Genomic DNA, 26,077 nt, shown 5'->3' on the forward strand with positions numbered 1-26,077 from the left:
ATCATTCACCGATGGGCTTTGGACAAAAGACTTCCAAATGCCCTCCCAGCATGCTCACCTGACCGGAAAGACTGCCTCCCCATTCCCCATCCAGGTTTAGTTTCATCGTTTCTTCCGGGGTAACCAGCAGTTTATTTGTCTGAAAATAAAGAATGTGTTCATCCTCCAAATGTTCCCCACGTAGAACTGCCCTGACCAAATGAACCAGGTCGGATAACCCCCCTTTACGAACAACCAGTACATCCAAGAGACCATCATTCATCCGGGCCTGGGGAAGCAGTTTATCAAACCCACCGATTGAACAGCTGTTCGCCATTAAAAGAAGTAGAATCTCCTCCTCCACCACCCGATCTGATGTCTGCAGATGAACCCTGAAAGGACGCAGAAGCTCACCGATTTTTTCCATCCCCTTGGCATAGTAGGCAATCTGCCCAAGCAAAGCCTTCAGTCGACTGGGAGCTTCATAAGAAACCTCTGTTACAACGCCTGCCGCTGCTGCATTCACAAAGTATTGATCCGCTATATTCCCCACATCAATCCAAGAGGTTTCCCTTGAACCGATAATATCACACGCTTTTAGCAAATCCCTAGGAATGGACAGAGCACGGGCCAAATCATTGCTTGTCCCACAGGGTAAAATCCCCAGGGGAGGACGTTGTTTTAGTGGAGAAAGACCATTGACCACTTCATGGACCGTTCCATCACCACCGGCGGCAATGACAACATCAAATCCACTCTTTGCCGCCTGTTCCGCAGCATCGACAGCATCTCCCGGAAAGCGGGTAGAATGACAGGAAGTTTCCAAACCGAAGTGTTCCAATCGGTCCAAAATACGTGAAAGATGCCGTTGAAAGATTTCACGACCTGCTGTTCGGTTATAGATGATACGCGCTCGTTTCCGCATGACGATTTCCTCCCTCACCAACCAACATATGAAACCGGACTTTACAGCATACATATGAAACCAAAGAAATCAAGGAGGCTGATGCAAGACCATGAACTCCCATCCCAACCGAAAACGACCCGACCAGCCCGAACATAGACTGAAGCCTTCCTCTTCCTCATCCATCAAGCCCGAATGGATTCATAAAGCGAAGGCTTCTCTGGCCCAAAGTCTGTTTGCTGAATCCATCATGTTCAGCATATCGAAACAAATCTCTTCCCTTCCGGGAATCACCCATCTCCACAGGCTGCAATCTATCCATGAGGTGAACAGAGAAACAGGAACGCACCGTTTGACCGCCAAAGGATGTCTGGAACGGATCAGCAGCGGGGATTGGCATGAGTCCAACCTGAACCATCTGGTTCAAAGTATGTACGAAGCTCGTCGTCATGACCGAATTCAACGCGGACAACTGATGGAGTTAAAACGATCTGTCCCTGTCGATGCACGAACAGCAGTGGAAAACTGGATTCATTGGCTCGATTACTCGGAAAATACACTCCAAAAAGCGATGGTATCCACTCAGGAGTTAATTGGAAAACAATATTGGAACCGGTTTATTCCCCGATAAAAAAGCCACAAGTTTTTGTGGCCTTGAGTGGTTGACAAACTGGGGTAGGGGGTTCGATTTCCGTCTCCGCATCTCTGTCTGCTGAACGGTTGGAACCTGCAGGACTCTGCTGGGTAATTGGAAAAGGATGCTTACCGGAAACCGCCCTCCTTTTTTGAAGCTGTTCAGAAGTGCCTAGGCCACAGGATTTTGTGACCTTTTTTCTATTCATGGTGAAAGTCGGCTGTATATTTTCTTTTATGGTATCACACTTGCTTTTTCTTTCCCAATGTATTCAATGAAAGGGGACGGAAATGCACGCTTTCCGCCCCATCGACCTTTACTTTGGCCCTAGAACAAAGCCTTTAGCCTTTTTGGACTTAATATTGCTGGTAATCGGCAGGTTTGCTGATGGACTGGGCCTGCTGAATTTGCTGCTGGGCCTGATTCAATTCCTGCACGGCCTGTTGCAACTCCTGCTGCTGTTGAGCGTTCATCTGGACACCCTGACTTTGTTGCAACTGCTGCACCTGTTGCTGAGCCTGTTGCAATTGTTGCTGAGCTTGGTTTAAAGCCTGCGGGTTTGCCTGGGATTGAGCCTGCTGTACTTGTTGCATGGCCTGACGAGCATTTTGCACAGCCTGTTGAAGCTGTTGTTGCTGTTGGTTCTGCTGTTGCGGCATAAAAACAAACGCTCCCTTATATGATTTTGGTGGGTGGCTAAAGGAAAACCCACCAAACCTATTGTGCTTCTCCTTAACCAAAATTATGCCGAAAGAAACAACCCGCCCAAAACGGACGGGTTGTGATATCTAGTGTTTGACGCGGCGCCGGGCTTGTAACGCAAAGTAAGCCAAAAAGAGGCTAACCAGTCCTAAAACGGCGTTATTGGATGCGACAAAGAACTGAATCATCGCATTTCCCACAAGGATCAAGCTGACCAAAACATACATTTTTCGGGAAAAGGGGTTCCCACGAAATTCAAATAGCACAACAAAGAAAAACAGCGCAATGACAAAAAAGTGAACCGCATTCGGGGGATCTTCCTGCAAGTAGTACACGCCTGCACCCAAAAAGGACAGAACAAAGACCCCATACAAAATCTGCATGTAAAACACCTCATTTATCCCCTTAAAGGACTCCGCCTGTCGGGGGATGCACCATCATCCGTCCATCTGCTTCAGGATCAATTCATTGACCATTTTGGGATTGGCTTTTCCTTTGGTCGCTTTCATCACTTGACCAACCAGAAAACCCAATGCCCGATCTTTTCCGTTTTTGTAATCAGCCACCGATTGTGGATTGGCTTGAATCACTTCCAGGACAATTTCTTTCAGTTTTCCTTCATCACTAATCTGTACCCAACCTTTTTCTTCCACGATGGAGGTGGGGTTCCCACCTTTTTCCATCAATTCCTTAAACACTTTTTTAGCGATTTTGTTGCTGATGGTTCCCTTCTCAATCAATTGAATCATCTCAGCCAGGGATTCGGGTGTAATCGCTGTTTCGTCCAGTGATTTTCCCTGATTGTTCAGATACCCCAATACCTCGGACGAAACCCAATTCGCCGCCGCTTTGGGGTTGGCCCCTGCTGCCACCACTTCATCGTAAAAGTCAGCTGTCTTCTTTGTTGCTGTCAACAGTCCCGCATCATAATCGGAAAGACCAAACACTTTTTTATACCGTTTTTTACGGGCATCCGGCAATTCCGGAAGCGATTGTTGCACGCTTTCTTTCCAAGCTAAATCGATTTGTAGTTGCACCAGATCCGGCTCCGGAAAGTAACGGTAGTCATGAGCTTCTTCTTTGGAACGCATCACTTTGGTCCGTTCCTCATTCTCCATCCAACGCATGGTTTGCTGAATCACGGTACCACCTTCGGCAAGCACTTGAGCCTGACGTTGTTCTTCATACTTCAGCGCGCGTTCCACATTTCGGAAGGAGTTGAGATTTTTCATCTCCGTTTTGGTTCCAAAAGCTTCCGTTCCCACCGGCCGAAGGCTGATATTGGCATCACAACGCAATGAGCCTTCTTCCATTTTCACATCGGACACACCGGTATACTGAAGAATCTGCTTCAACTTCTCAAGATAGGCTCGTCCTTCTTCCGGGGATCGCATATCCGGTTCGGATACAATTTCAATCAATGGTACGCCCACACGGTTATAATCAACCAAAGAACTGTTGCCGTCATCCAAATGGTTCAGTTTACCGGCATCCTCTTCCAGATGAACCCGAGTAATGCCAATACGTTTTTTCTCACCATTCAGTTCAATCTCTATCCAACCACTCTCTCCAATCGGCCGATCATATTGAGAGATCTGATAGGCTTTGGGTAGATCGGGATAAAAGTAATTTTTCCGGTCAAATTTGCTGACATCCGCAATCTGACAGTTGAGCGCCAGTGCCGCTTTCATAGCAAATTCCACTGCCTGCCGGTTCAATACAGGCAATGTTCCAGGATGGCCGAGACAAATCGGACATGTATGTGTATTGGGCAGCCCTCCAAATTCGGTGGAACAACCACAGAAAATCTTGGATTTTGTGGATAATTCAGCATGAACTTCCAGTCCGATTACTGTTTCAAATGAATTCCCCATCAGACTTCACCCCCCACCGCGTTTGGCTCGGGCAATGGTTCTCTTTGTTGTTCATAAGCATGAGCCACTTTCAGCACGCCTGTCTCATCAAAGGGACGACCAATGATCTGAAGCCCCACCGGTAACCCTTCGGATAAACCACAAGGCAGACTGATGGCAGGAAGGCCAGCAAGGCTCACTGGGATCGTGCAGATGTCATTTAAGTACATGGTTAATGGGTCAACCGTCTTTTCTTTCATCTTAAAAGCCGTTGTAGGCGCAGTCGGACCTACCACCACATCATACCGATTAAAGATCTTTTCAAAGTCCTGACGGATGAGTGTTCTCACTTTCTGCGCCTTGAGATAATAGGCATCGTAATAGCCCGAACTGAGGGAATATGTCCCCAGCATAATGCGCCGTTTCACTTCATCACCAAAACCGTTGCTACGTGTACGTTCAAACATATCCACAAGGTTTTCCCCTTCGATCCGGTGTCCATAACGAACGCCATCATAGCGAGCCAAGTTGGAAGAGGCCTCTGCGGGAGCCAGTAGATAGTAGGCTGCCACAGCATAATCCATATGAGGAAGAGAAACTTCTTCCACTACGGCTCCTTCCCTTTCCAATACTTGAAGGGCCCTTTTCACCTTTTCTTTGACGCCAGAATCAATTCCCTCTCCCATCCATTCTTGTGGAACGGCCACCTGCAAACCGTTGATATCCCCGCTTAAGGAGGAAAGATAGTCCGGCACATCCACATCTGCCGATGTGGAATCCATGGGATCATGACCCGCAATCGTTTGCAGGACATAAGCTGCATCTTCCACATTACGGGTAATCGGTCCGATTTGATCCAGGGATGAAGCGAAAGCGATCAGACCAAACCGTGAAACACGTCCATAGGTTGGTTTCAATCCAACGACTCCGCAGAAAGCCGCCGGCTGTCGGATCGATCCGCCCGTGTCTGAACCCAAGGCGAAGGAGACCTGGTTGGAAGCAACCGCTGCTGCTGAGCCGCCGCTGGAACCTCCGGGAACACGATTCAGATCCCATGGATTTCGAACTTCAAAGTATCCGGAATTCTCGTTGGAAGATCCCATCCCAAATTCATCCATATTCATCTTGCCGACCAGGTTAACCTGTTCCTTTTCCAAATGCTCCATCACTGTCGCATTATAAAGAGGTGTATAATTCGCCAAAATCTTGCTACCAGCTGTGGTCAACATATTTTTGGTGCTAATGTTGTCCTTAACCCCTAAAGGCAACGCAGACAAAGGAGTCAAATCACCCTTTCGCTCGTCCAGCTGCCTGGCTCGTTCCCGCACTCCTTCTTCATCCTTGTACAAAAAGGTGCCGAGTTGATCATCCGTTTCCCCAATTCGTTTCAATGAATCCTCTGCCAGATCGACAGCACTGATCTCCCGGTTTTTCAGTTGCTTATGTAACACTCTAATCGGTTGTTTCAGAAGCGACATGTTTTTCCTCCTTTACTCTTCAAAAACGGCCGGTACGCGAAACATTCCATCCTGTTTGTCCGGTGCATTGCGGAGCGTTTGATCCCTGTCGAGAGAGGGACGATTTTGATCCTCACGCAAGACATTGGCCATATCCAGAACATGACTGGTAGGCTCTACATTCTCTGTATCCAGCTCATTCAACTTTTCAGCAAACGTTAAAATATCATTCATTTGCCCTGTATACATCTGAACTTCTTCATCTGTCAGAGACAACCGAGCCAGTTTTGCCACATGTCTTACCTGCTCCTTGGAAATCGCCATGAAATTTCCACCTCATTTCCTACTGATAATGAAAGAAACAAAGCGGCATATTGCCGCAGATGATTTCGTAAATGGAATCGTCCTTTCCTAACAGTATAGCACAAATTGAATAACTTCCACCCCCTATCCGCAGTAAGGAAAGCTCTATGAAGAAAGGCTTATTTCTAACCTTTATTCACCCAGACATGATGCTGGAATCCCTATCCATCGATCCTGTGATATGATAGGAAGAGGTTGTGTTCTGAGGAGCTGGAACCGATTTCCCAGCCGACTGCCCCATAGGAGACAGAGTAAAAGTTTCGACACCTATGTAATGGCCAGGATTGCTCTAGTGGCTTTACATCCCTGCTGAGGTGATTCCGTGAAGAATATGAAACGTTATCTGCCGCTGGTATGGGCTTTATTTTTAGCATTTGCTCTTTTGTTCCATTTTTTTGTGACCTCTCTCTATCTGACACCGGATAATCCGGTTAAAAGCCGATGGTGGGATTCACTGTACGCATATATGGACCCACTATTCGCTCAAAACTGGAAATTTTTCGCGCCTAACCCCGTCTCTCAACATCGGGAAATCTGGGTCAAGGGTCGGATACGGAATGAAACCGGCCAATTTCAGGAAACAGACTGGAAAAATATTACCCGACCCCTGATTCGCCAAAAACAAAAACGTCGGATCGGTTCGGACCAGAAAGTGCACCGTTATTTTATATCGGGAGCTCGTTTATTCAAAAGTGACAAGGATTCAAACAAGAAAAAGGGAGAGTGGATGCTGCAACGAGTCGCTTCCACTGCTTTGAAACAAATGTTTTCCGAACAGGAGATCCAACAGATTAAATTTCGAGTGGTTACCAATACCTTTCCCCGTTTCAAGGAGCGACAAAAGGGGGATCACACCACCCCGCTCCACTTTCAGGAATCGGACTGGTTGGAGATCCAACCCATTCCATCGGGGACAGCTAGGGAGTGGCCCGAATGATTCATAGGCTGAATCACTTTCTCTCAACGAAGCGTGTGCTGATTGGTACCAGCCTGATGCGATTCAGTCTGGGAACAGGAATTTTATTTTATCTGCTGTATCACTACCAGGAACGTCATCTTTTATGGGGATCTGAAGGGCTTTGGCCCACGGAAAAATTCATGGAATCCAGTGGGGAACGAGGAATCATTACATTGTTCCATCTCTCGGATGCTCCTTGGTTTCTGGATGGTATCTACCATATCGGAATCCTTGCCGTCGTCATGTTTACCATCGGCTTTCGAACCAGACTCGCCACCATTTTCACGTTCCTGATCTTCTGGTCCTTATACTACCGAAATCCCTTTATCACCAATGGTGGGGATAATATCGTGCGCATCCAGCTTTTTTTCCTCCTGTTTGCCCAAGCGGGAACGCATTTTTCCTTGGATCGAATGCTTTCACAGAGACGAACCTCTTCCAAGTCCAGGTTAGAACCTTATTCTTCGATCCTGCACAATTTTGCAGTGCTTGTTATGATTCTTCAGTTGGTATGTTTGTATACCACATCCGGTATCTATAAGATCATGGGGTCGATGTGGCAAGGCGGAACCGCGGTTTATTATGCCATGCGGGTTCAGGACTATGTTTGGCCTGGGGTAAGTGAGTGGATCTGGCAATCAGAAGGGTTGATCGTCTTATTGACATACTCATCCGTATTGTTCCAAGTCTCTTTTCCCTTTCTTCTGCTCAACCGATACACAAAGTATCTGGCACTTCTGGGAGCCTTTTGCTTTCATACCGGGGTTGGCCTGGTGATGAATCTAGCACTTTTCTCTTGGTATATGATCTCTTTTGAATGGTTGTTACTTACAGACTCTGAATATCACCGTCTGATAAAACGGTGGAAAACGCTTTATTCCAAGGGAGTGTCTCTGGTCAGGCGACAAAATATGGAAAAAGAATCCATGAGGGAATGGGTAGGATGATCCAGATATATACCGTCTTCCCCTGCCTTGTCCTTTCCTTCCTTTTTCACTTCTCTGCCGAAGTTTGGGTGTTGGACTACAGATTTATGATTGGATCGCCAGTCGATCATTCCCACAGGAGGGTGTAACGAACACTGTTCGATTGAGCATCGAAAATCATAGATCTTTTCACGTTACCAAAGCCCCGATGAATCTCATCAGGGCTTTGGTAACGAATCATTATATCGATGATATCAAAACTACATCAGTGGACAAAGAAAGCGGCTCCGTCCTGCATCAACATTAAATCGTCCATCGGATCAGCGAGGAGGCTTGTACCAACCCTCCCCCAAATCCATACAGAAGAACTGTGTCACCCGCTTTTAGCTTGTCTTCCCGCAACCCTTTATCCAAAGCCAAAGGAATGGTGGCTGCAGAGGTATTTCCGTAATACTCCAGGCTATACAACGTTTTTTCCAACGGAAAGCCACTTTTTTCACAAATCGCCTCAATCATCCGCAAATTGGCACTGTGTGGAACAAACCAGTCCAGTTCCTTCAGAGTAAAACCACCAGCTTCCATCAGGCGCTTCATTCCTTGAGGAACGGAAGAAACAGCCCATTTGTACACTTCTCTGCCATTTTGAACAATATGACCTGTGTCATGAAGCTTTTTCCCATCCATCTGATTGGACAGTCCGGTTCGATAAAGGTGAATCCCTCCCTCCCCTTTACTGCTGGCATCTGATAACAGAAAGCTCGGATTGTTTTCATCGTATTCCAGGAGCATAGCACCCGCCCCATCTCCAAACAAGATACATGTGGTTCGATCGGTATAATCAATGGCTTTGGAAAGAGTTTCCGCACCTATCACTAACACTTTCTTATGCATACCGGAAGTGATCAATCCATTGGCAGCCTGCATCGCATAGACAAACCCTGCACATACGGCATTTAAATCCCATGCCCCTGCATGCTTAATCCCCAGTCGTGACTGAACCTGGCTGGCTACACTCGGAAAGGCGTAATCGGGTGTAGTTGTAGCAACCAGAATTAGATCTACATCTTCCAAGGATTTCCCCGAACGATCCATTAAGTCCTTGGCTGCTTTCACACATAGATCCGTCGTAAATTCCTCTGCATCTGCAATTCGCCGTTCACGAATCCCTGTTCGTGTCCAAATCCACTCATCACTGGTATCCACTATTTTTTCCAGGTCAAAATTTGTCATGACTCGCTTGGGTACATACGTTCCAATGGCTGTTAACCGGGCGTTAGATGCATGGTTACTCATCGATGTCTCCTCCCTTGCCGGTCTATTATAACATCTGATAATAATACCTGGTACTAATTATTTGTGATATAAATATCTACTCGTAAAAATGATATAATGAGCGCAAAATACCTAATTATTAACGAATATATAATAATTTCTAATTAAAATGTTTAAATATAAAATAAATGGTATCATTCCCTCTTTCATCCATAAACACACAAGGTAGAAGAAGGAGTGCTTTCAAAAAAATGAAGCATGCATTGATTACAGGAGCTTCATCGGGAATCGGGGAAGCTTTCGCCCGCTTATTGGCCACAAGGGATTATCATGTCGTATTAGTCGCCCGAAGGAAAGATCGCCTTCAACAGTTGGCCGACGAAATCGAGGGAAATGGCGGTTCCGCAACGGCCATGGTTGCTGATTTGGTGTCACAGGAAGGATTGGAGCAAACGCGGACGTTTATCCATGAAAACCAACTGGACCTTCTCATCAACAATGCTGGATTCGGGGTTTACAGTCCGGCCATCCATGTGGATGAGGAACAGGAACAGGATATGATTCAGCTTAATGTGAATGCCCTTGTCTCACTCACCCGAACAGCGCTACCGCAGATGATCCGACGGAATTCCGGCGGAATCATCCAGATCGCATCCACTGCCTCTTTCCTTTCCACTCCTTATATGGCCGGATATGGGGCAACCAAAGCCTTTGTCCTCCATTACAGCGAGGCTTTGGCGATGGAATTGAGAGGAACGGGTGTTACGGTGACCACCGTCTGTCCTGGGAGCACAGAAAGTGAATTCGCCACTCAAGCTGGGTTTCGACAACCATTTGCCAAACCGGCAAAAAAAGTTGCCCGTATGGGCCTGTCTGCGTGGGAAAAAGGACGTACTGTAGTGATCACTGGAGCGGAAAATAAATTTTTTACCACTCTGCCCCGGTTCTTGCCTCGCTCTTGGATGACCCGTCTTGTGGCTCGCGCTTTCCGTAACCGGTTATAAGAAGTCTTGAGGTTTTCAGCACTTGCTGCTCCCACCGCTATCTGGTTGAGATCCGCTCTGACAGAAACGGCCTCTGAAAACCCACGGTTTGAACCGTGGGATGAAAGATGGCTCAGAGCCTCCCTTTTAGGGGATAGCAAGAGCAACCCCGTCGCAGGACAATCGAATGTATGAGCGGTGCTCATCCCACTCGTAGCGGGCTGTGCCTTGAAAAGGTTATGGTATGGGGTTCAGCGCGAACGCATCTCTCCCGCTGGGTAGAGGGGGCTAACTACCCAAGAATGCACCTTCAGGCGTGTGGAGTCTCAATGCAGCCACTCATGAAGAGTAAGCGCCAGTGCCCCGCCTTTCGGTTCCACTTCCATCGAGTATTCTAGTCCATCTTTTTCCCACACATTGCGCACTTTCCGGGCCAACTCTTCAAACCAGGCCCGATCCGTATACCGAACGTCTGTAATCGTATAACGTGAATCATCCAGAAGCGTAATCTGCACAACAGGGTCCCAGTAAAGGGCGGCTATACATTCATAGGGAAGGTTGATCGGTTGATGACCATCAAGGATCACCTGATTCTCTTCCAATCGAACTTCCCGATACTGTGCGGCACGAATCCATTGTGTTCCATTCCGGATGGAATCCAACCCTATTTCGTCCGCCGCTTGAGCCAACATCTTTGCTCGCTCTGTATCATAGGGAAAGTTATACACTGTTTCTTCCGTTTCCACCTGAATCTCTTCTTCAAAGGAATCCAGGCGAATAAGAATAATATCCGAAAATGGAATCTGCTTCACTTTCCACCAACGCTGAATACGAAGCTCATTGTTATCTATATATAACTCTCTCCACCAAACAGACATCACAACATAGAAAAAAACACTAAAGACGCCTACAGCAAGAATGCCCAATGCTTGATCCAGCAACCGATCCAACAGAGTATAGGAAGCATAGCTTTTGTCTGCAAATGAAAGGATAATCCCTTGATCGGAAACAAGAGTAACGTCCAGGTTTTCTCCTTCCTTAATGGCTTTCACCAAGCCTTCCTGAGAAACAGGAAAGTAAGGAATCTCATAGGTGCCTTCTTTTGCAATCAATTGCTTTTCCACCAGCCCCAACGGGTGCACCTGAGCGGTTGTCACATCCCCAAGATGATCCTGTACTTCCTTGGTTCCCAGATAGAGGATTCCGATCAACATCATCACTGTGATGGTCAAATATTGAACTGGATGTTTCTTTCCCCAGTGTATTTTCCAAGTCAAGAGAGCCACTGCAGGAAGTCCCAGATAAAAATAGGACTCCGCCAACCAAAAAGGATAATAATCCGGAGTATCTAACAAACGCTGGTAGACACATACATACATGAGCGCCAACAGGATGGGAAGAGCAAAACAAATCATCAGCCAATAACCTACCCAACGATGCATTTGAATCACCTCCGGATCTGTATACCATTTATTTACTTTTTATTTTATTATATTTTTTTGAGTAAATCTATAAAATATCAACCGCTAATTTCATCGTTTTTATAAAAAGATTGTCGAAATAATAGAGAGAATATTAATTGTATCTGAAAAAAACAAAAGAAATCCCTTAAGGATTTCTCGCAAAATATCTCCGTTTTATTGGAGACTGAAGACAAGGTAGCGGAGTATAATTTCCGTTCTCTGCACCTCTTTCCTCCACAAAGAAGTCGAATCCCTCTGCTTCACCGGAAATCTTCCACTTTTCTAGAATTGACCTTTGTCAGCAGTCTCATTTTATTTTTGTTCTGCCAGCCACTTTGGAAGCCTGATTGCATCAGAAATCAACCAAAGGAGAAATGGTGAGATGACCAGCAATGGAGAAATGTTTAATCCTGGCAACAGATAAAAGAACAAACCGAAAGCCAGAAAAAAAGGACCCACCAAAGCCATCAGTAATCCGGTTTGGATTCTTCCCAAATAAAATCGATGAGCTCCAAACACACCCAAAAAAAGCCATAATCCATAAGCTGTGATCAAACGTTCCCGGTGGTTTCTTTCGGGTGTGTGAAAGTTTTTGGATTCCGCCATATGCAACACCTAAGTCAAATAGTCTTTCTCTATATCATACCAAAGATCGATTGATCCAGAGTATGGGAATTTTGACGCACCATCCACAAAAAAACTCCCTGGGCAAACTGATGTGCATACCCCTTAAGGTAGACACTGGAAACCCCTGAGACAGCGGAAAAGCTGGGAAATCCATGATGCGGGACGTTTGATACATCAATACAAACAAAAAGATATAGCTTTATCTTGTCTGCAATCATAGATCTGTTCAACAATGAGATTTATCGCCTTTCAGATCAGCCAACGAAACGACAATGCCTTGCTCCTTCAAACTTGGAACAAACCGATTCAAAAAAAAGGATGTGTCCGGAACCCTCTCCTTAGCGACCAAGGATTCCTGTCCACATCCCAAGCGTACCACGACATGCTTGATCGGGCGCAGTATGTCACGACGAGACAATTGCTTTGACAATGCCTGTTTTTTCCCACTTGAAGAAAGAAGCTCTCTACCCGTATGTTACCTCTCTTAACGTCTACTCCTAAAGCGAGTGACCTTTATGTCGTCGGTTTCGATCTAAACGACGAATGGACTCTTGTGGTACTCCCAGTTTTCCCGCTAGTTTCAACTAAGTCCATCCGTTTTCGTTCATGGTTTTGTACCGGACTTTTATTTTTATCTATATGAATCATGAGTTGGATTAAACAAGTCTTCTTCTGCATTTCTTACAATGGAAAAGTGTTCAACATTGTAATGGCCATGAAGCGTTTCATTATGATGCTTTATAATTTGTTCTGCACTTAGAACATCACTGTCCGTTGTTGAATGTCCATCACTTACTAATGTGACATCCAAACCACAAATCGTTGCTGTTCTGACTGCACTATCTATACAGTGCTGTGTTGCACAGCCCATAATAACAACATGTTCTATCTCTTTAGATTGTAAATGACTTAAAAGTTCCGTCCCATGGAAGGAATTCGTTGCAGCTTTGTCGAAAATCTCTGCCTCCTGAGGTACATTGATTTCATCGTGAACTTGAAATCCTTTACCTCTACCTTCAGCAACATCAAGATCCCTTACAAAAATAATTGGAATATTGTAATTTTTCGCCTTTCCGATCACTATATTGATATTCCTGATAAGTTGCTCTTTGCCAAAAACAGCACTTGCTTCCTGATTACCATCAATTAATTCTTGTTGGGCATCAATAATTAACAACGATTGGTTCAAATGATTTTCCCCTTTCAAATGTGGGGAAACGCCATAATTTTTTATTTAGCCGTATTCCCCTTAGTATTCTTCAGACCAATATATTTTTTGTTCGTCATAATATCTACCTCCTAAACAAAATGACAAGGCATTTGCTTTGACAGTGCCTGCATGGAAAGCTTCTTTTCCCACTTGAAGAAAGAAGCTCTCTACCTGTATATTATCCCAAATGTAGTAAAATTGCAAAAACGGATTGAACCGTGTTCTACATTGAACAGCGGGTTCAACTGAAATGAAACAATTTGACGCCTGTAGAATACAGGCGCCAAATTGTAGCTTAACATGGGGCTTTTTACACGTGTCTACAAATTAGGAACTTGACCAAACCCATGACAGTTTTTTATTAAACCTCGTACGCTTCCGCTTTCAGGATTCTTTTGGCAATGATACGTTTCAATTTCACTTCGTTAATCGGTTCATATCGGGTCAATTTCTTCAGGATGGAAAGCTGGGTACGCAGGGTATCTCCTTCCTCCATAGCCGTCAATGTATGCTTGGCCCGTTGTTCAATGCGCGGGAACGCTTCATAGACATAAGCCGTCGTCATATCCACCTTGGCTTGAGCCTTTTCCGCTCCCTCTTTCTGTAACGCTTTTTTCGCCCGTAAATAAGCACTTTCCATGGCGAAGATTTCAATCGCGATATCCGCCAGATCCCGGATAATCTCCTGTTGTTTTTCCAACTCCGTCTGATACTTCTCCACAGCCAGACCCGCTACCATCATAAAGATTTTCTTGGCATAGTCAATTCGTTCCGCCTCTGGCTCCAAAAGCCCCGGCTCCTCTTCAGAAAGCGTCGGCATCATCATCATCAGCTCTTCCTGAAGACCAGAAGCTTGCTCCATAAACGGCAATTCACCCTTCATCACTTTCCGCATCAGGGTGGCGGGAATCAACAGACGGTTAATCTCATTGGTTCCTTCAAAAATTCGGTTGATCCGGGAATCACGATACATATTTTCAATTTCATATTCCTGCATAAAACCGTATCCGCCGTGAATCTGGACCCCTTCATCCACCACATAATCCAGTACTTCCGAGCCCAACACTTTGGTGATGGAACACTCCAAAGCATATTCGGCAATTGCCTTGGCCGCCTCGGCACCTTCCGCATGATCCAGATGGGAAAGGCCTTTTTCAAAGAATCCTGCTGTACGGTAAATACTGCTTTCCAAAGCATAGGTTTTTGCAGCCATTACCGCTAATTTCTCCTGAATCAGCGGAAATTTGGCGATGGGTTGCTTAAATTGCTTGCGCTCATTGGCATACTTGGCTGAAATTTCGATCGCCCGTTTGCATGAACCAACACAGCCGACTCCCAGTTTATAACGGCCGATATTCAGGATATTAAAAGCGATCAGATGTCCTTTTCCGACTTCCCCCAATACATTCTCCACTGGAACTTTGGCCTCATCCAAGATCAGTGTTCGAGTGGAAGAGCCCTTGATTCCCATCTTCTTCTCTTCCGGACCGGTGGAAACACCTGGAAAGTCCCGTTCCACAATAAAGGCTGTAAAATGCTCTCCGTCCACCTTGGCATAAACGACAAAAACATCAGCAAAGGCAGAGTTGGTAATCCACTGCTTCTCCCCGGTCAAAAGATAATGCTTACCATCCTCGGAAAGTTTTGCAACCGTTTTGGCACCGAGAGCATCCGAGCCGGAACCCGGTTCCGTCAATGCGTAAGCGGCAAACGTCTCACCTGTGGCCAATCCTGGGAGATATTTTTCTTTCTGTTCCTTATTGCCAAAAAAGACGATCGGCAATGTACCAATGCCGACATGGGCTCCATGACTCAAGGCAAAGGCACGGCCCACAGCGAGCTTTTCTGTGAGCAGTGTGGAAGAGATCTTGTCCAGACCCAATCCTCCATAAGCTTCCGGCACATCCGCACCCAGCAAACCGAGCTCACCGGCCTGCTTCAGCAAATTGACGGTGTGGTCAAAGTTATGGTTTTCGATCTCTTCCAAAACAGGCCATACTTGATCCTTTACGAAGTCTTCAGTCGTCTTGCCGATCATTTTCTGTTCTTCATTGATCTCTTCCGGGGTAAAAACATCCTCAAGGCTATGCTCTTCGAGGAGATAGCTACCCCCTTTGGTAATGGTTTTTTCCGCCATTTCTTCATTCCTCCCTTTTTGGTATCGACGGTTAATTCACCATTTCAAACACACCAGCTGCACCCATACCTCCACCCATACACATGGTGACCAAACCGTATTTGCCTTTTCTGCGCTTCAACTCATTTAGAATGGTCACGGTCAGTTTGGCTCCGGAACATCCCAGCGGATGACCCAATGCGATCGCCCCGCCATTGACATTGACGATATCTGGATTAATATCCAAATGACGAATCACTTGAATGGCTTGAGAAGCAAAAGCTTCATTCAACTCCACCAAGTCAATTTGATCCAAGGTAAGACCTGCTTTTTCAAGAGCTTTTGGTACCGCGACGATCGGACCGATCCCCATCACATCGGGGTCCACTCCACCGACACAGAAAGAGCGAAAGACTGCGAGCGGTTGAATACCGAGAGATTCCGCTTTTTCCCGTGACATCACAATGACTCCGGCAGCACCATCGCTGGTCTGAGAGGCATTTCCGGCTGTAACAGAACCACCGACCCGGAAAACCGGGCGCAATTTGCTCAATGCTTCCAAAGAGGTTCCCCGACGAGGACCTTCATCTGTATCAAACGTAAACGATTCTTCATGTAACCGATTGTCATCGCCCACATACCGTTTTTTAACGGTTACTGGAACGATTTCATCCTTGAATTTTCCTTCATCAATGGCTTGAAGGGCATTTTGATGACTCCGGAGGGCGAATTGATCTTGATCCTCACGCGTCACGTTATAACGTTTCGCCACTTCTTCTGCTGTGTGTCCCATGGACATATACAGTTCAGGAGCATGATCCATCAACCACGGGTTGGGCGCCGGTTTGTACCCCCCCATCGGAACCATGCTCATACTCTCCACACCACCTGCAATCACGGTATCGGCAAAACCGGCCATAATATGCTGGGCAGCAAGGGCAATGGACTGAAGTCCTGAAGAACAGAACCGGTTGATGGTCATCCCTGCCGCCTTTGTGGGAAGTCCCGCCCGCATCGCAATCACACGGGCCAGGTTCATCCCCTGTTCTCCTTCAGGGAAGGAACACCCCATAATCACATCTTCCACTTCGTTTGAATCTAACTGGGGTACCCGCTTCATCAAATCCTGGACAACAAACGCTCCCAAGTCATCAGGACGGGTATCTTTCAACGAGCCACGGTTCGCTTTTCCCACAGCGGTCCGTGCCGCGGCCACAATGACTGCTTCACGCATACTCCTCTCCTCCTTCAGTTGGGTTTGGCATCCCCGGCACCCTTCAGTTTCTGAGGGGTTTATTTTTGGTCAACATATGTTGCATCCGTTGCTGGGACTTGGGTTCGCCTGCCAAGCTGAGGAACGCTTCCCGCTCAATATCCAAGAGATATTGTTCATCCACCAAGGTCCCTTCCGGCACTTCTCCTCCAGCCAATACATAGGCCAATTTTCCGGCAATCTTGTAGTCGTGTTCACTGATATAACCGGACTGCAACATCCCATAAGCTCCCAAACGCAATGTGTTGTAGCCCGTTTCACCGACCACCGGAATCTTTTTCGGTTGTGGAGGCTGATATCCTGACGCATCCAAGGCCAACACCTGTTGTTTGGCATCATACAGGAGATGATCGGCATTCATTGTAATTCCATCCTCACGGCGCAAAAACTTATAATCCCGTGCTTCCACAGCACTGGTCGAAACTTTGGCCATAGCAATCGTTTCAAACACATGATTCACCAGCGGCTGAAGAGAAATCCGCTCTTTCGGGTCCACCCCGTCCATCCAACGAAGCAACATCTCTTTGTTGCCGCCACCACCGGGAATCAAGCCGACGCCGGTTTCCACCAATCCCATATACAGCTCAGAGGAAGCTTGGATTCGATCACAGGGCAGTGAAGCCTCTACCCCACCTCCAAGCGTCATATTAAATGGCGCAGCCACAACAGGTTTATCGACATAACGGAGTGATCCCATCGCTTTTTGAAATTGTCGAACCATCAAATCCAATTCCGGCCAATTCTGATCCTGGGCCTCCATCAGAATAAACATCAAGTTCGCCCCAACACAGAAATTGGCTCCCTGGTTTCCGATCACCAGACCGCGGTAGTTGGCAGAAACTTCTTTAACAGAAGTGTGTATCATTTGGATAATATCTGCGGCAATGGCGTTTTTCGGGGAATGAAATTCCAGACATGCGACATCATCCCCAATGTCGATCAAACTGGCCCCTTTATTGGACCTGATCACACGTCCCTGCTCTTTTAGACGGGCCAAATCAATCGTTTTGGGATGCTCATCCACCGTTTGATAGTGACCGCCAATATGAAACGCTTTTGAAGCATCTTCTGTCTTTTTATAGAAGGACTTGGATCCGGAAGCCAGAAGTTCTTCGACCAACGGTGGAATCGTTTCTCCTTCTTCCTTCATCCGTGCCACCGATTTCTCCACGCCGATGGCATCCCAGAATTCAAAAGGACCGAGATCCCAGTTAAAACCCCACCGCATGGCCTGATCCACACTTACAATATCATCCGCAATTTCCGGAATCCGTTCCGCAGAGTAAAGAAGCACTTTCTTCGCAATATACCAGGCAAAGCGTCCCGCTGTATCATCCGCATAAACTAACGCCCGGAGTTGTTCTTTCATGGACTTCGCCCGTTTGGCCATCTCCAGAGAAGGTGCTTTCAATTTTTTTCTGGAACGGTACTCTTTCGTCTTTGGATCCAGAACAAGAATCTCTTTTCCTTTATCACTTTTTACCTTTTTAAAGAATCCTTCACCACTTTTGGCCCCAAGCTGACCCTTTTCCACCATCTCCCGAAGGAGCTCTGGCACTTCAAATACTTTTTTCTCATTAGGATCTTGCACATTTTCACGCACATTATCCGATACATGAACAAATGTATCCAGTCCGACGAGATCCAAGGTCCGGAAGGTGGCACTTTTTGGACGCCCCATTGCGCGACCGGTGATGGAATCGACTTCATCCGGACCCAATCCGTCTCTCAACATCTTTTGAAAGGTGATCTGCAATCCATATACACCGATTCGATTGGCAATAAAGTTGGGCGTATCCTTGGCATTGACCACACCTTTGCCCAGCACAGACTCGGCAAACGCTTTCATTCCATTGACGAATCGTTCATCAGTATCTTTTGTTGGAATGATCTCCAGTAACTTCATATATCGCGGTGGATTGAAGAAGTGCGTTCCCATGAAATGGGATCGAAACTCAGCCGATCGCCCCTCCACCATGTCGTGAATGGAGATTCCGGACGTATTGGAACTGACAAGAGTGCCCGGCTTCCAAACATTTTCCACTTTTTCGAATAAACCCTGTTTAATTTTCAAGTTTTCAATAATCGCTTCGATAATCCAGTCCACTTCACCCAGTTTTTCCAGATCATCCTCCAAGTTCCCAACCTCGATCAGATCAGCGGTCTTTTTATGGAAAATCGGACTGGGCTTCTCCTTATAAAGCCGTTCTTTTCCATTCCGAGCAATCCGATTGCGGACCACCTTGTCGTTTAACGTCAACCCTTTTGCCTTCTCTTTTTCTGTCAATTCCTTGGGTACGATGTCCAGAAGGACTGTGCGAATCCCAGCATTGGCCAAGTGACCGGCGATAGAAGCCCCCATGACGCCAGCTCCGATCACGGCCGCTTTCTTGATTCTCACCAAGAGTACTCCTCCTCTCAAAGGCCCTGTTGAATGAATGGTCATTCATTTAAAGGGTAGAAAAAAACCTCTCCATAATGTGGACAGGTGGAGGTAGGGATGACTCATCCATCCACAACCTCTTTCTCCCTACTTCTATTTTATTCTTCAAATATTATTATTGACCGTCTTCGGTCTCTTCGTCAAGGGTTTCTACTCAACTTTTTCGATTTGCCAGAAAATCGCAAATAAAGCGGGCACAAAGATGCCCGCTTTATTCATTCATTTTTTAAAGAAATCGGCGTTAATCTGAATATACTCCTTCTCTTCCTCTGGAACCATCTCTTCTTCATAAATGGCTTCCACCGGGCAAGCCGGCTCACATGCTCCACATTCAATACACGTATCAGGATCAATATAAAACATGACTTCGTCCGAATGAATACAATCCACTGGACATACTTCCACACACTCTGCCGCTTTTTCATCCTTACAGGGAGAAGTGATTACAAAGGCCAAATTAAATTACCCCCTTCAGTTTAATTGTCCACGAGTCCTTTCTCAGGAAAAATCTTGTTTCCGGCCCGCTCCATTCAGATCACATCTTTCTCCGCATATTATTCCCCGTCCAGTCCTGATTCAAAACGCTGATAGTGGAATGGGAGGAAAGGAACTGAAAACACAGATTTTTCATATAAGCGAGTTTTCACCTATACATTTAAGATAACAAAAAAAGGGGGGACTTGACGAGAGAAAAATCTCTCACTTTCCGTCCCACAAGCGGACAACCTCCTTACAATGATACTTACATCCCTTGCTGTTTGGCGTTTACTGTTTCACGCAATCCTTCCTCTAGCTCAGTTACTGGCAGGGAGCCGATATATTTTTCATATTTCTTTGTATCCAATACAAACCGGTGATTGTAAAGATAATACAATTCCACCATCTCACGCATATCAATATAAAACCACCCCATCCCCCGCAACATCCATTTGGAAAGTGAACGGGCAGAGAGCGATTTGTTCATCACTTGTTGCAGCTTTTCTACGATCTGATTTCTAGTATATGTTAAAAGCAGTAAATATTTTCTTCTGCTCAACGCCATGTATCCCCACTGTGGTGATGGCCGGGAAGATGATTTTTCGTTCCTGTAGCCAGCGAAGGACCCAGTGGATCAAGGGTAAGACATGATCCTTTTTCATTGCTCGTAGTAACAATGCTTTGGTCCAATAGCCGATACTACTGTAACGTGAAAGGATGATACCGTATTCCTCCCGGATGGTTTCCTCGATCTTGTCAGCTCTCTCCCGGAGAAGCTTCCCTCTCGATTCATCGGGGATATCATTCGGCACCCCGCCGAAGAAGCAATCCATACGTATAAGGTGGAAGGATTATTATGTCAGCTCGATATTTACAATAAAATGAAGAAATAATAAAAACAGGACTGTTGAAAACGATTTTTTGATGAATGCAAGTCGGCAATTGATTTTTGGTAATTTTCCCAAATATGCTATATTTTCTTCAAGAGAAAAGGAAAGGGGCATATAGAGATGAAAATAACACAAAACGATCATTTGCTTGATCAAGGCACATTCAAGGGTTGATTGAGGCGTATGGAACGGAAGATTGGAGATGTAAAAGTTTTATTCATTTCCAAGAAAACATCCTTGATGAAAGCTCGCCATTTCCCTGCTACTTCGCCGTAGAAGCCGAGAAAAAAGGATTAGCAAGATACATATTTATTGACTCTCCATATGACAAGAACGAATTGAATCGGCTAAGGGATGGTTTATATGAGTATATCCAGGTTTATCAGAAAATAGGGAAGAGAACGACATTCATTACCTTTTTCAAGCCATCTAGCAATAATCTCCAAGCTGAGGACTACAAACGTCAATTCTGGCACGTACTTCAGTATTTAGCTAATCATGACCCCGATCCTTGGCCGTCCGATATCCCCCATAACCCGGAAGACCCTAAGTGGGAATTTTGTTTTGCAGGGGAACCCATTTTTGTAGTAGCACGAGCTCCTTTTTATTCAGCAAGAAAAAGCAGATACACACCATATGCCTTAGAAATTACAATGCAGCCTCGTGGTACGCTTGATGATATCACTGGTGATACAAAAAAAGGGAAGCAAGTAAGAAAAACTATTCGGGAGCGGTTGAAGCAGTATGATCTGATTCCCCCGCATCCGGATATCGGGGATTACGGGACGGAACAGACAAGGGAGTGGATGCAGTACATTCTGCCTGATACCAATGAAGAAAGTGTTGTTCGGTGTCCTTTCACTAAAAAGGGGAGAGATTAATGGGTACCTTCTTGAGCTTTGTTTTACTCGGTTTGTCTCTATCCGTGCCTATTGGAGCCATAACGATTGAGATGATCAAGAGAGGTATGAAGCATGGCTTTACCCATTCTTGGTTAGTGGGTATTGGTGGAATGTCGGCTGATGTGGTTTTAATGTTTTTAATCTATTTTGGAGTGGCATCGGTTTTAACCTATCCATTGGCTAAGCTGATTCTATGGGTCGCCGGCTTCTTTGTTCTCCTATACCTAGGTTACGAGAGTATTAAAGAAGCATTTAAGGATGTGGATGTTGCTGTTCAAAGTAAATTAGATTCTAAAACATCCAAGGCATTCTTTTCAGGGTTCCTCATTGCCATATCCAATCCGCAAAATATCATATTCTGGATCGGGATATACGGATCGGTGCTGGCTTCAACTGTAGAGTCAGTTGGGGAAGGTAATGCTTTGTTGTATAGTAGCGCGATTTTTATTGGAATCATTGTATGGGATTTGTTTGTTTCTATCTCTGTTCATTACGGTCGCAAATTTATAAACCAGAAGTATATGAAATGGGTTTCGGTATCCGCTGGCTTTGCCCTTATCGGGTTTGGAGCCTTCTTTGGATTTCGAGCGATAGAAAGTGTAATTCACATGTTGTGAAGCAATGGGGTTTTTGCTAGGTTTTGGGGATGCGACGGTAATCCGGCCACCAGGCACCATCTTTTTAAGTATATCCCTACTCTAACTTTCCGCTTAGCGTAGGATTTTCTCAAATTGCTGGCGGAACCCCTTTTGAAGTAAATCCTTTGCTCCCCCAAACCCTCTTCTTTATATTGTGTCTATATCCATGTTATGTGATAATGAATTTATAAATACATAAAAGGATGGGGCATAATGTATCGAAAATTTCATTACTTGATTCCTTTTTTGGTCATTGCACTGGTTTTGGGTGGATGCCAACAATCGGACCCGCAAGCAAAAGAGGATACTGAAAAGTCGACCAAAGCTGAAAAATTATCTGTGACGGAAGTCATCCAAAAAAACCAAAAAGCACTTCAGGAAAACAAAGGAAGCAGTTATACCACGGAGGGCACACAGGATTTTATCATTGAGGCCAATGGTTCCAGCCAAAAGATATCCCAAACCGTGAAAATGGACATTAAAATGACCAATGACCCTGCTTCCGTTCATACCAAGGGAGCCATTCAAGGAAACGGTCAGACCATCGACATGGAAATGTATCAGGTCGGGGATGAAATCTACCAAAAAGCACCCAATAATCAATGGCTGAAAAGCAAAGGGGCTAATCTGCAAGTTCCCAAAAACCAGATGCAGAAACCAAATCAGACACTGAAACAGCTGATTGATCTGATTTCCGGAGACAAAAATGAAAAATTCGACTTTCTCTCCATGAAAGAAACAGAAGATGAATATCTCTTGACACTGGATATCGGTGATCCACAGAGTGGAAAAATTCATCAGGAGTTTATGAAACAGTTCAAGGCAGAAATGATGCCAGGTTTGAAGCAGAGTGGCCTTCCCGTTCAAGAAGACCGTATCAAATTTACAAAAGTGGAACAATTGATCCATATTGATAAAAAATCGTTTGAAAACTCCAAGACTGAGCAAACGGTCATTCTGGAGATTCCTGTATCTCAAGGTGACCAATCCAGTACGATTAAGGTGGAACAAGCCATGACAATGAAGCGCAACGGCGAGTTTAATGGAACCATTGAAGTACCCCAAGAAATTAAAGACCAGGCAAAAGAATTCACACCTTGACACTCCACACAGCTGAAGCCGTGGGATTCTTGGGAACTCCCGTCAATTGACAGGATATTGACCAAGCTCAACCCGCCAGTCCAGCGGTGAAAAGCCTCATACCTTCTTGCAAGATATTGATGGATGCATTGATGTCTCTGTCATGGTGAGTTTGACACTCCGGTCATGTCCACTCTCTTAGATTGAGGTTCTTTACCTCTTTATGGCGATGCCCACAGTTGGAGCATAGTTGGCTAGATGGAAAGGTTTTACCTACTTTAACAATGGTTCTACCGTACCATTTAGCCTTATATTTCAACATGGCTACAAATTCAGACCAAGAAGCATCGGTGTGGGTTTTCCCGCTCGCATTCTATAATTTAAAAACCGGCCTTCATCCAAAGAAGGTCGGTTTTCTTTTATAATGGTCTCACATCAACAAGATCAACTTCTTTGCAAGAGCTCTCTTACCTCCATCAAAATCTCACCCAGTCTGTTTTTTCCCATCCCATCTTTCCCGTCTCCCCAGTAGTGGTCCTTGTCCGTATGTTCCACCAAAACTGCCCTTTCCGTTTTCAAGAGGGCGTTTTTTAAATCAGGATGCTGGGTAAACGTCGCATAGACAGCTTCCTTCATCACCTCATCCTTAACCGCTTCCCAATCCTCTCTTAATGGAAGCTTGCGACTCCTTCCAATCCGTGCGGCATTCATGGGGGAGGACTCCCTCCGAATTTTCTCCTCCCACTCGGTCCCGGCAAATTTCTGTGCCTGAAAATAATGTTCCGAAGTGGGCCAGACCTTTCCCTTTCGTTTAATCGGATAGGGAGCAAAATTGGAAAAGAATCCGTATTGATCCTTTACTCTGTAAAATCGAATAATGTTTGATGACAAACCGGGTCCCCTCCCAATTCACTTTACAATTCTCTTCTCTATACGGATGGCAAAGCCGTCCCTGGCAACCTCTGTATCGGAAAATACAGCCTGAGCCTCTTCAGCCAAGCGCTTTCCCTCGTCCAATGAATAGCGGGGACTGATATGGGTCACGACCAAACGTCTCACCCCAGCAGCCAAGGCAAGTTCCGCAGCTTGAACAGAGGTGGAATGGAAATAGTTCCAGGCCAACGCTTCTTGATCGGCCGCGTATGTGGCTTCATGTATAAGAAGATCCACTCCATGAGCCAGTTCTTTCGCTGCCGGAGTGGGACGCGTATCTCCCAGAATGGCCAAATGTCTTCCTGAGCGTGATGGTCCCAGATACTTTCGACCATCAATCATTCGACCATCAGGAAGAGAAACCTTCTTTCCTTCCTTAATCTGTTGAACGTGCGGACCTGGCGGAACCCTTTCCCGTCTTAACCGCTCTGCATCCAACGCACCTGGCCCATCCGGCTCTTTGATCCGGTAACCGTAGGAAGGGATTCCGTGTTCCAGACGGGCGACTTGAACCCGGATTCCCTCGCACTCCAGATGGTCCCCATCACACACTTCTACAATGTGCAAGGGATAGCGCAGATGGGTCCCACTTACCTCCAATGAAGATTGGATAAATTTTTCCAATCCTTCGGGTCCGTACAAAGTAAGCGGTCTCTTTGCGTCCTGAAAGGAACGGCTCCCCAATAGACCTGGAAGGCCAAAAATATGATCACCATGAAGATGAGTGATCCAGATCCGACTGATTCGGGATAGACGGACGGATGAATGAAGAATCCGATGTTGTGTGGCCTCTCCGCAATCAAACAACCAAGTATCTCCTCCTGACTCTGTCCAACGCAGGGCAATGGAGGAAACATTTCGATCCTTGGACGGAACCCCGGCTCCTGTCCCCAAAAAAACAACTTCCATCTTTTCTCCCTCTATTCTATCGATCCATTTGTATTCGTCCGTAGGTTCATTTCAACAGGAACAAACGTTCGTCTCTTTTCCAGCCATACAATTGAATCAGCTGATAAGTCGCATAAACACCCCCATCAACATTTCGAAAGGCTCGCTTGTACCGATGGATGATCTCTTCCATTATGTGACTGCTCTGAAAAAGAGAGATGGGTTGATCATCCCCCCGAATCGCAACCACTCCCATTGCACGAATGGAATCCAATAATTCCCGTACACAGGAATAGCCAATCCGATGCCAACACTGAAGAGAAGCGAGATTACAAATTCCAACGTTTCTGTATATCTTTTCCCACTCCTCCATTGTGCGAAGGGTTTTTACTTTTTGACCATGTGCGATCCCAACCGCTTGTGTAATATGTTGATACACCCAGTCCAGTTCTTTCAGGGTATCCGGACCAAAAGCAGAGCACACCATAAAGCCTCCGGGTTTTAATCCATTCACCAGTTGCCGCAAGGTGGACTCAGCATGATGAAACCAATGGATAACAGCATTCCCCGCAATTAAATCGTACCGCTCCCAGTCCACAGAATGGATTTCAATATCTTCCATTTGGAATCTTACATGCGAATCCACACGTCCCTGAGCCAGTTTGATCATACCCTTTGCGAAGTCGATTGCGGTTACACAAGCATGGGGAAACCGTTCCACTAGCAATTGAGTCAAATATCCGGTCCCACAACCCACTTCAAGAATCTCCTTTGCTTCCACTCCATGTTCATCCAGTGTTTCGATGATCCGGTGTGCCATTCGCTTTTGAACCACAGCATGCCCATCATATTCCTGTGCATACCGACTAAATTGAGAAGCAATTCTGTTTTTCTCAGGCTTCACCTTCCACCGCTCCCTAACAAAAAATATTGAGCTGTGCATCAAACATCTCTTCCATATACAAAGGCAGGGAATACGCCTGTGGATCTTCAACGTACAGATTCCCCCAAGCACCCTGCCCTCTTCACCTGCACTGGATCATTCAGGCAACGTGATTCGCTTTCTTCCCAAATAGATCAACCTCACAGGTGAACACAACGTGTAA

Annotated in this window: 25 protein-coding genes and 1 pseudogene; 7 read left to right on the forward strand and 19 right to left on the reverse strand. The window is 45.8% G+C overall.

What is annotated here, in order from left to right:
- Window position 1 precedes the first annotated feature (1 nt).
- Entirely contained in the window at window positions 2-904 is a 903-nt protein-coding gene (locus tag FN782_RS11215) for a YegS/Rv2252/BmrU family lipid kinase (RefSeq protein WP_142505899.1), read from the reverse strand.
- Between the two features lie 91 nt (window positions 905-995).
- Between FN782_RS11215 and FN782_RS11220 the strand changes: the two genes are divergently transcribed.
- On the forward strand, window positions 996-1,514 hold the full coding sequence (locus FN782_RS11220; protein WP_142505900.1) for a hypothetical protein: 519 nt from the start codon (window positions 996-998) through the stop codon (window positions 1,512-1,514).
- Window positions 1,515-1,873: 359 nt separating this feature from the next.
- Here FN782_RS11220 and FN782_RS11225 read toward each other — a convergent pair whose 3' ends face one another.
- From FN782_RS11225 to gatC, 5 genes are all read right to left on the reverse strand, one after another.
- A complete protein-coding gene (locus FN782_RS11225; RefSeq protein WP_142505901.1) occupies window positions 1,874-2,176 on the reverse strand; it encodes a hypothetical protein in 303 nt (100 codons plus the stop codon).
- A gap of 129 nt (window positions 2,177-2,305) precedes the next feature.
- On the reverse strand, window positions 2,306-2,602 hold the full coding sequence (locus tag FN782_RS11230; RefSeq protein ID WP_142505902.1) for a hypothetical protein: 297 nt from the start codon (window positions 2,600-2,602) through the stop codon (window positions 2,306-2,308).
- Between the two features lie 54 nt (window positions 2,603-2,656).
- A complete protein-coding gene (gene gatB, locus FN782_RS11235; protein ID WP_142505903.1) occupies window positions 2,657-4,093 on the reverse strand; it encodes an Asp-tRNA(Asn)/Glu-tRNA(Gln) amidotransferase subunit GatB in 1,437 nt (478 codons plus the stop codon).
- On the reverse strand, window positions 4,093-5,550 hold the full coding sequence (gatA, locus tag FN782_RS11240) for an Asp-tRNA(Asn)/Glu-tRNA(Gln) amidotransferase subunit GatA (RefSeq protein ID WP_142505904.1): 1,458 nt from the start codon (window positions 5,548-5,550) through the stop codon (window positions 4,093-4,095). Before gatA ends, gatB begins: the two co-directional genes overlap by 1 nt.
- Window positions 5,551-5,562: 12 nt before the next feature.
- Window positions 5,563-5,853: an Asp-tRNA(Asn)/Glu-tRNA(Gln) amidotransferase subunit GatC gene (gatC, locus tag FN782_RS11245; protein WP_142505905.1), complete on the reverse strand. Its 291-nt coding sequence runs from the start codon at window positions 5,851-5,853 to the stop codon at window positions 5,563-5,565.
- A gap of 370 nt (window positions 5,854-6,223) precedes the next feature.
- Between gatC and FN782_RS11250 the strand changes: the two genes are divergently transcribed.
- Together FN782_RS11250 and FN782_RS11255 are read left to right on the forward strand one after the other, a co-directional pair.
- A complete protein-coding gene (locus FN782_RS11250) occupies window positions 6,224-6,829 on the forward strand; it encodes a DUF5819 family protein (protein WP_142505906.1) in 606 nt (201 codons plus the stop codon).
- A complete protein-coding gene (locus FN782_RS11255) occupies window positions 6,826-7,797 on the forward strand; it encodes an HTTM domain-containing protein (protein ID WP_142505907.1) in 972 nt (323 codons plus the stop codon). The genes FN782_RS11250 and FN782_RS11255 overlap by 4 nt, the downstream gene beginning before the upstream one ends.
- A gap of 282 nt (window positions 7,798-8,079) precedes the next feature.
- On the opposite strand, the gene FN782_RS11260 is transcribed toward FN782_RS11255, so the two are convergent.
- Complete coding sequence (locus FN782_RS11260; protein WP_142505908.1) at window positions 8,080-9,069, reverse strand: ketoacyl-ACP synthase III; 990 nt, start codon at window positions 9,067-9,069, stop codon at window positions 8,080-8,082.
- A 230-nt stretch (window positions 9,070-9,299) separates the two neighbouring features.
- Between FN782_RS11260 and FN782_RS11265 the strand changes: the two genes are divergently transcribed.
- Window positions 9,300-10,052: an SDR family NAD(P)-dependent oxidoreductase gene (locus tag FN782_RS11265; RefSeq protein WP_142505909.1), complete on the forward strand. Its 753-nt coding sequence runs from the start codon at window positions 9,300-9,302 to the stop codon at window positions 10,050-10,052.
- Window positions 10,053-10,357: 305 nt separating this feature from the next.
- On the opposite strand, the gene FN782_RS11270 is transcribed toward FN782_RS11265, so the two are convergent.
- The 8 genes from FN782_RS11270 to FN782_RS11310 all read right to left on the reverse strand — a co-directional run bounded on the left by FN782_RS11270 (window position 10,358) and on the right by FN782_RS11310 (window position 20,199).
- Window positions 10,358-11,473, reverse strand: coding sequence for a hypothetical protein (locus FN782_RS11270; protein ID WP_142505910.1), 1,116 nt, complete (start codon window positions 11,471-11,473; stop codon window positions 10,358-10,360).
- Between the two features lie 333 nt (window positions 11,474-11,806).
- Window positions 11,807-12,100: a TM2 domain-containing protein gene (locus FN782_RS11275; RefSeq protein WP_142505911.1), complete on the reverse strand. Its 294-nt coding sequence runs from the start codon at window positions 12,098-12,100 to the stop codon at window positions 11,807-11,809.
- Window positions 12,101-12,752: 652 nt separating this feature from the next.
- On the reverse strand, window positions 12,753-13,310 hold the full coding sequence (locus FN782_RS11285) for a cysteine hydrolase family protein (protein ID WP_142505913.1): 558 nt from the start codon (window positions 13,308-13,310) through the stop codon (window positions 12,753-12,755).
- 382 nt (window positions 13,311-13,692) lie between these two features.
- A complete protein-coding gene (locus FN782_RS11290) occupies window positions 13,693-15,468 on the reverse strand; it encodes an acyl-CoA dehydrogenase family protein (RefSeq protein WP_142505914.1) in 1,776 nt (591 codons plus the stop codon).
- Window positions 15,469-15,499: 31 nt separating this feature from the next.
- Window positions 15,500-16,681 (reverse strand): acetyl-CoA C-acetyltransferase, encoded by a 1,182-nt coding sequence (locus FN782_RS11295; protein WP_142505915.1) that lies wholly within the window; start codon window positions 16,679-16,681, stop codon window positions 15,500-15,502.
- Window positions 16,682-16,724: 43 nt separating this feature from the next.
- Window positions 16,725-19,166, reverse strand: a complete 2,442-nt coding sequence (locus tag FN782_RS11300) for a 3-hydroxyacyl-CoA dehydrogenase/enoyl-CoA hydratase family protein (RefSeq protein WP_142505916.1) — start codon at window positions 19,164-19,166, stop codon at window positions 16,725-16,727.
- A 216-nt stretch (window positions 19,167-19,382) separates the two neighbouring features.
- Window positions 19,383-19,619, reverse strand: a complete 237-nt coding sequence (locus tag FN782_RS11305; protein WP_142505917.1) for a 4Fe-4S dicluster domain-containing protein — start codon at window positions 19,617-19,619, stop codon at window positions 19,383-19,385.
- 286 nt (window positions 19,620-19,905) lie between these two features.
- A complete protein-coding gene (locus FN782_RS11310) occupies window positions 19,906-20,199 on the reverse strand; it encodes a Rossmann-fold NAD(P)-binding domain-containing protein (RefSeq protein WP_142505918.1) in 294 nt (97 codons plus the stop codon).
- A gap of 501 nt (window positions 20,200-20,700) precedes the next feature.
- On the opposite strand from FN782_RS11310, the gene FN782_RS11320 reads away from it, so the two are divergent.
- The 3 genes from FN782_RS11320 to FN782_RS11330 all read left to right on the forward strand — a co-directional run bounded on the left by FN782_RS11320 (window position 20,701) and on the right by FN782_RS11330 (window position 23,171).
- Window positions 20,701-21,411, forward strand: a complete 711-nt coding sequence (locus FN782_RS11320; protein WP_246064931.1) for a YqcI/YcgG family protein — start codon at window positions 20,701-20,703, stop codon at window positions 21,409-21,411.
- Entirely contained in the window at window positions 21,411-22,049 is a 639-nt protein-coding gene (locus tag FN782_RS11325) for a LysE family translocator (protein ID WP_142505921.1), read from the forward strand. Before FN782_RS11320 ends, FN782_RS11325 begins: the two co-directional genes overlap by 1 nt.
- Before the next feature lie 234 nt (window positions 22,050-22,283).
- Window positions 22,284-23,171: a DUF6612 family protein gene (locus FN782_RS11330; protein ID WP_142505922.1), complete on the forward strand. Its 888-nt coding sequence runs from the start codon at window positions 22,284-22,286 to the stop codon at window positions 23,169-23,171.
- A gap of 67 nt (window positions 23,172-23,238) precedes the next feature.
- On the opposite strand, the pseudogene FN782_RS11335 reads toward FN782_RS11330, so the two are convergent.
- The 4 genes and pseudogenes from FN782_RS11335 to FN782_RS11350 all read right to left on the reverse strand — a co-directional run.
- Window positions 23,239-23,496, reverse strand: a pseudogene (locus FN782_RS11335) (zinc ribbon domain-containing protein); the annotation flags it as partial.
- Window positions 23,497-23,594: 98 nt separating this feature from the next.
- Window positions 23,595-24,041: a riboflavin biosynthesis intermediates N-glycosidase gene (locus FN782_RS11340; RefSeq protein WP_142505923.1), complete on the reverse strand. Its 447-nt coding sequence runs from the start codon at window positions 24,039-24,041 to the stop codon at window positions 23,595-23,597.
- 18 nt (window positions 24,042-24,059) lie between these two features.
- Window positions 24,060-24,992, reverse strand: a complete 933-nt coding sequence (gene rnz / locus FN782_RS11345; protein WP_142505924.1) for a ribonuclease Z — start codon at window positions 24,990-24,992, stop codon at window positions 24,060-24,062.
- A 46-nt stretch (window positions 24,993-25,038) separates the two neighbouring features.
- Entirely contained in the window at window positions 25,039-25,875 is an 837-nt protein-coding gene (locus FN782_RS11350) for a methyltransferase domain-containing protein (protein WP_185956247.1), read from the reverse strand.
- Between the last annotated feature and the right edge of the window lie 202 nt (window positions 25,876-26,077).

Origin of the sequence: Melghirimyces algeriensis (assembly GCF_900182565.1) — a bacterium.
Lineage (GTDB): Bacteria > Bacillota > Bacilli > Thermoactinomycetales > DSM-45169 > Melghirimyces > Melghirimyces algeriensis.

What these genes read in the sequence shown, in the direction of transcription:
- FN782_RS11295 (WP_142505915.1), bottom strand. Translation starts at nt 16,681, where the DNA reads ATGCGTGAAGCAGTCATTGTGGCCGCGGCACGGACCGCTGTGGGAAAA.
- FN782_RS11230 (WP_142505902.1), bottom strand. Translation starts at nt 2,602, where the DNA reads ATGCAGATTTTGTATGGGGTCTTTGTTCTGTCCTTTTTGGGTGCAGGC.
- FN782_RS11325 (WP_142505921.1), top strand. Translation starts at nt 21,411, where the DNA reads ATGGGTACCTTCTTGAGCTTTGTTTTACTCGGTTTGTCTCTATCCGTG.
- FN782_RS11290 (WP_142505914.1), bottom strand. Translation starts at nt 15,468, where the DNA reads ATGGCGGAAAAAACCATTACCAAAGGGGGTAGCTATCTCCTCGAAGAG.
- gatC (WP_142505905.1), bottom strand. Translation starts at nt 5,853, where the DNA reads ATGGCGATTTCCAAGGAGCAGGTAAGACATGTGGCAAAACTGGCTCGG.
- FN782_RS11260 (WP_142505908.1), bottom strand. Translation starts at nt 9,069, where the DNA reads ATGAGTAACCATGCATCTAACGCCCGGTTAACAGCCATTGGAACGTAT.
- FN782_RS11220 (WP_142505900.1), top strand. Translation starts at nt 996, where the DNA reads ATGAACTCCCATCCCAACCGAAAACGACCCGACCAGCCCGAACATAGA.
- FN782_RS11330 (WP_142505922.1), top strand. Translation starts at nt 22,284, where the DNA reads ATGTATCGAAAATTTCATTACTTGATTCCTTTTTTGGTCATTGCACTG.
- gatB (WP_142505903.1), bottom strand. Translation starts at nt 4,093, where the DNA reads ATGGGGAATTCATTTGAAACAGTAATCGGACTGGAAGTTCATGCTGAA.
- gatA (WP_142505904.1), bottom strand. Translation starts at nt 5,550, where the DNA reads ATGTCGCTTCTGAAACAACCGATTAGAGTGTTACATAAGCAACTGAAA.
- FN782_RS11250 (WP_142505906.1), top strand. Translation starts at nt 6,224, where the DNA reads ATGAAACGTTATCTGCCGCTGGTATGGGCTTTATTTTTAGCATTTGCT.
- FN782_RS11225 (WP_142505901.1), bottom strand. Translation starts at nt 2,176, where the DNA reads ATGCCGCAACAGCAGAACCAACAGCAACAACAGCTTCAACAGGCTGTG.
- FN782_RS11265 (WP_142505909.1), top strand. Translation starts at nt 9,300, where the DNA reads ATGAAGCATGCATTGATTACAGGAGCTTCATCGGGAATCGGGGAAGCT.
- FN782_RS11255 (WP_142505907.1), top strand. Translation starts at nt 6,826, where the DNA reads ATGATTCATAGGCTGAATCACTTTCTCTCAACGAAGCGTGTGCTGATT.
- FN782_RS11215 (WP_142505899.1), bottom strand. Translation starts at nt 904, where the DNA reads ATGCGGAAACGAGCGCGTATCATCTATAACCGAACAGCAGGTCGTGAA.
- FN782_RS11270 (WP_142505910.1), bottom strand. Translation starts at nt 11,473, where the DNA reads ATGCATCGTTGGGTAGGTTATTGGCTGATGATTTGTTTTGCTCTTCCC.
- FN782_RS11275 (WP_142505911.1), bottom strand. Translation starts at nt 12,100, where the DNA reads ATGGCGGAATCCAAAAACTTTCACACACCCGAAAGAAACCACCGGGAA.
- rnz (WP_142505924.1), bottom strand. Translation starts at nt 24,992, where the DNA reads ATGGAAGTTGTTTTTTTGGGGACAGGAGCCGGGGTTCCGTCCAAGGAT.
- FN782_RS11300 (WP_142505916.1), bottom strand. Translation starts at nt 19,166, where the DNA reads ATGACCATTCATTCAACAGGGCCTTTGAGAGGAGGAGTACTCTTGGTG.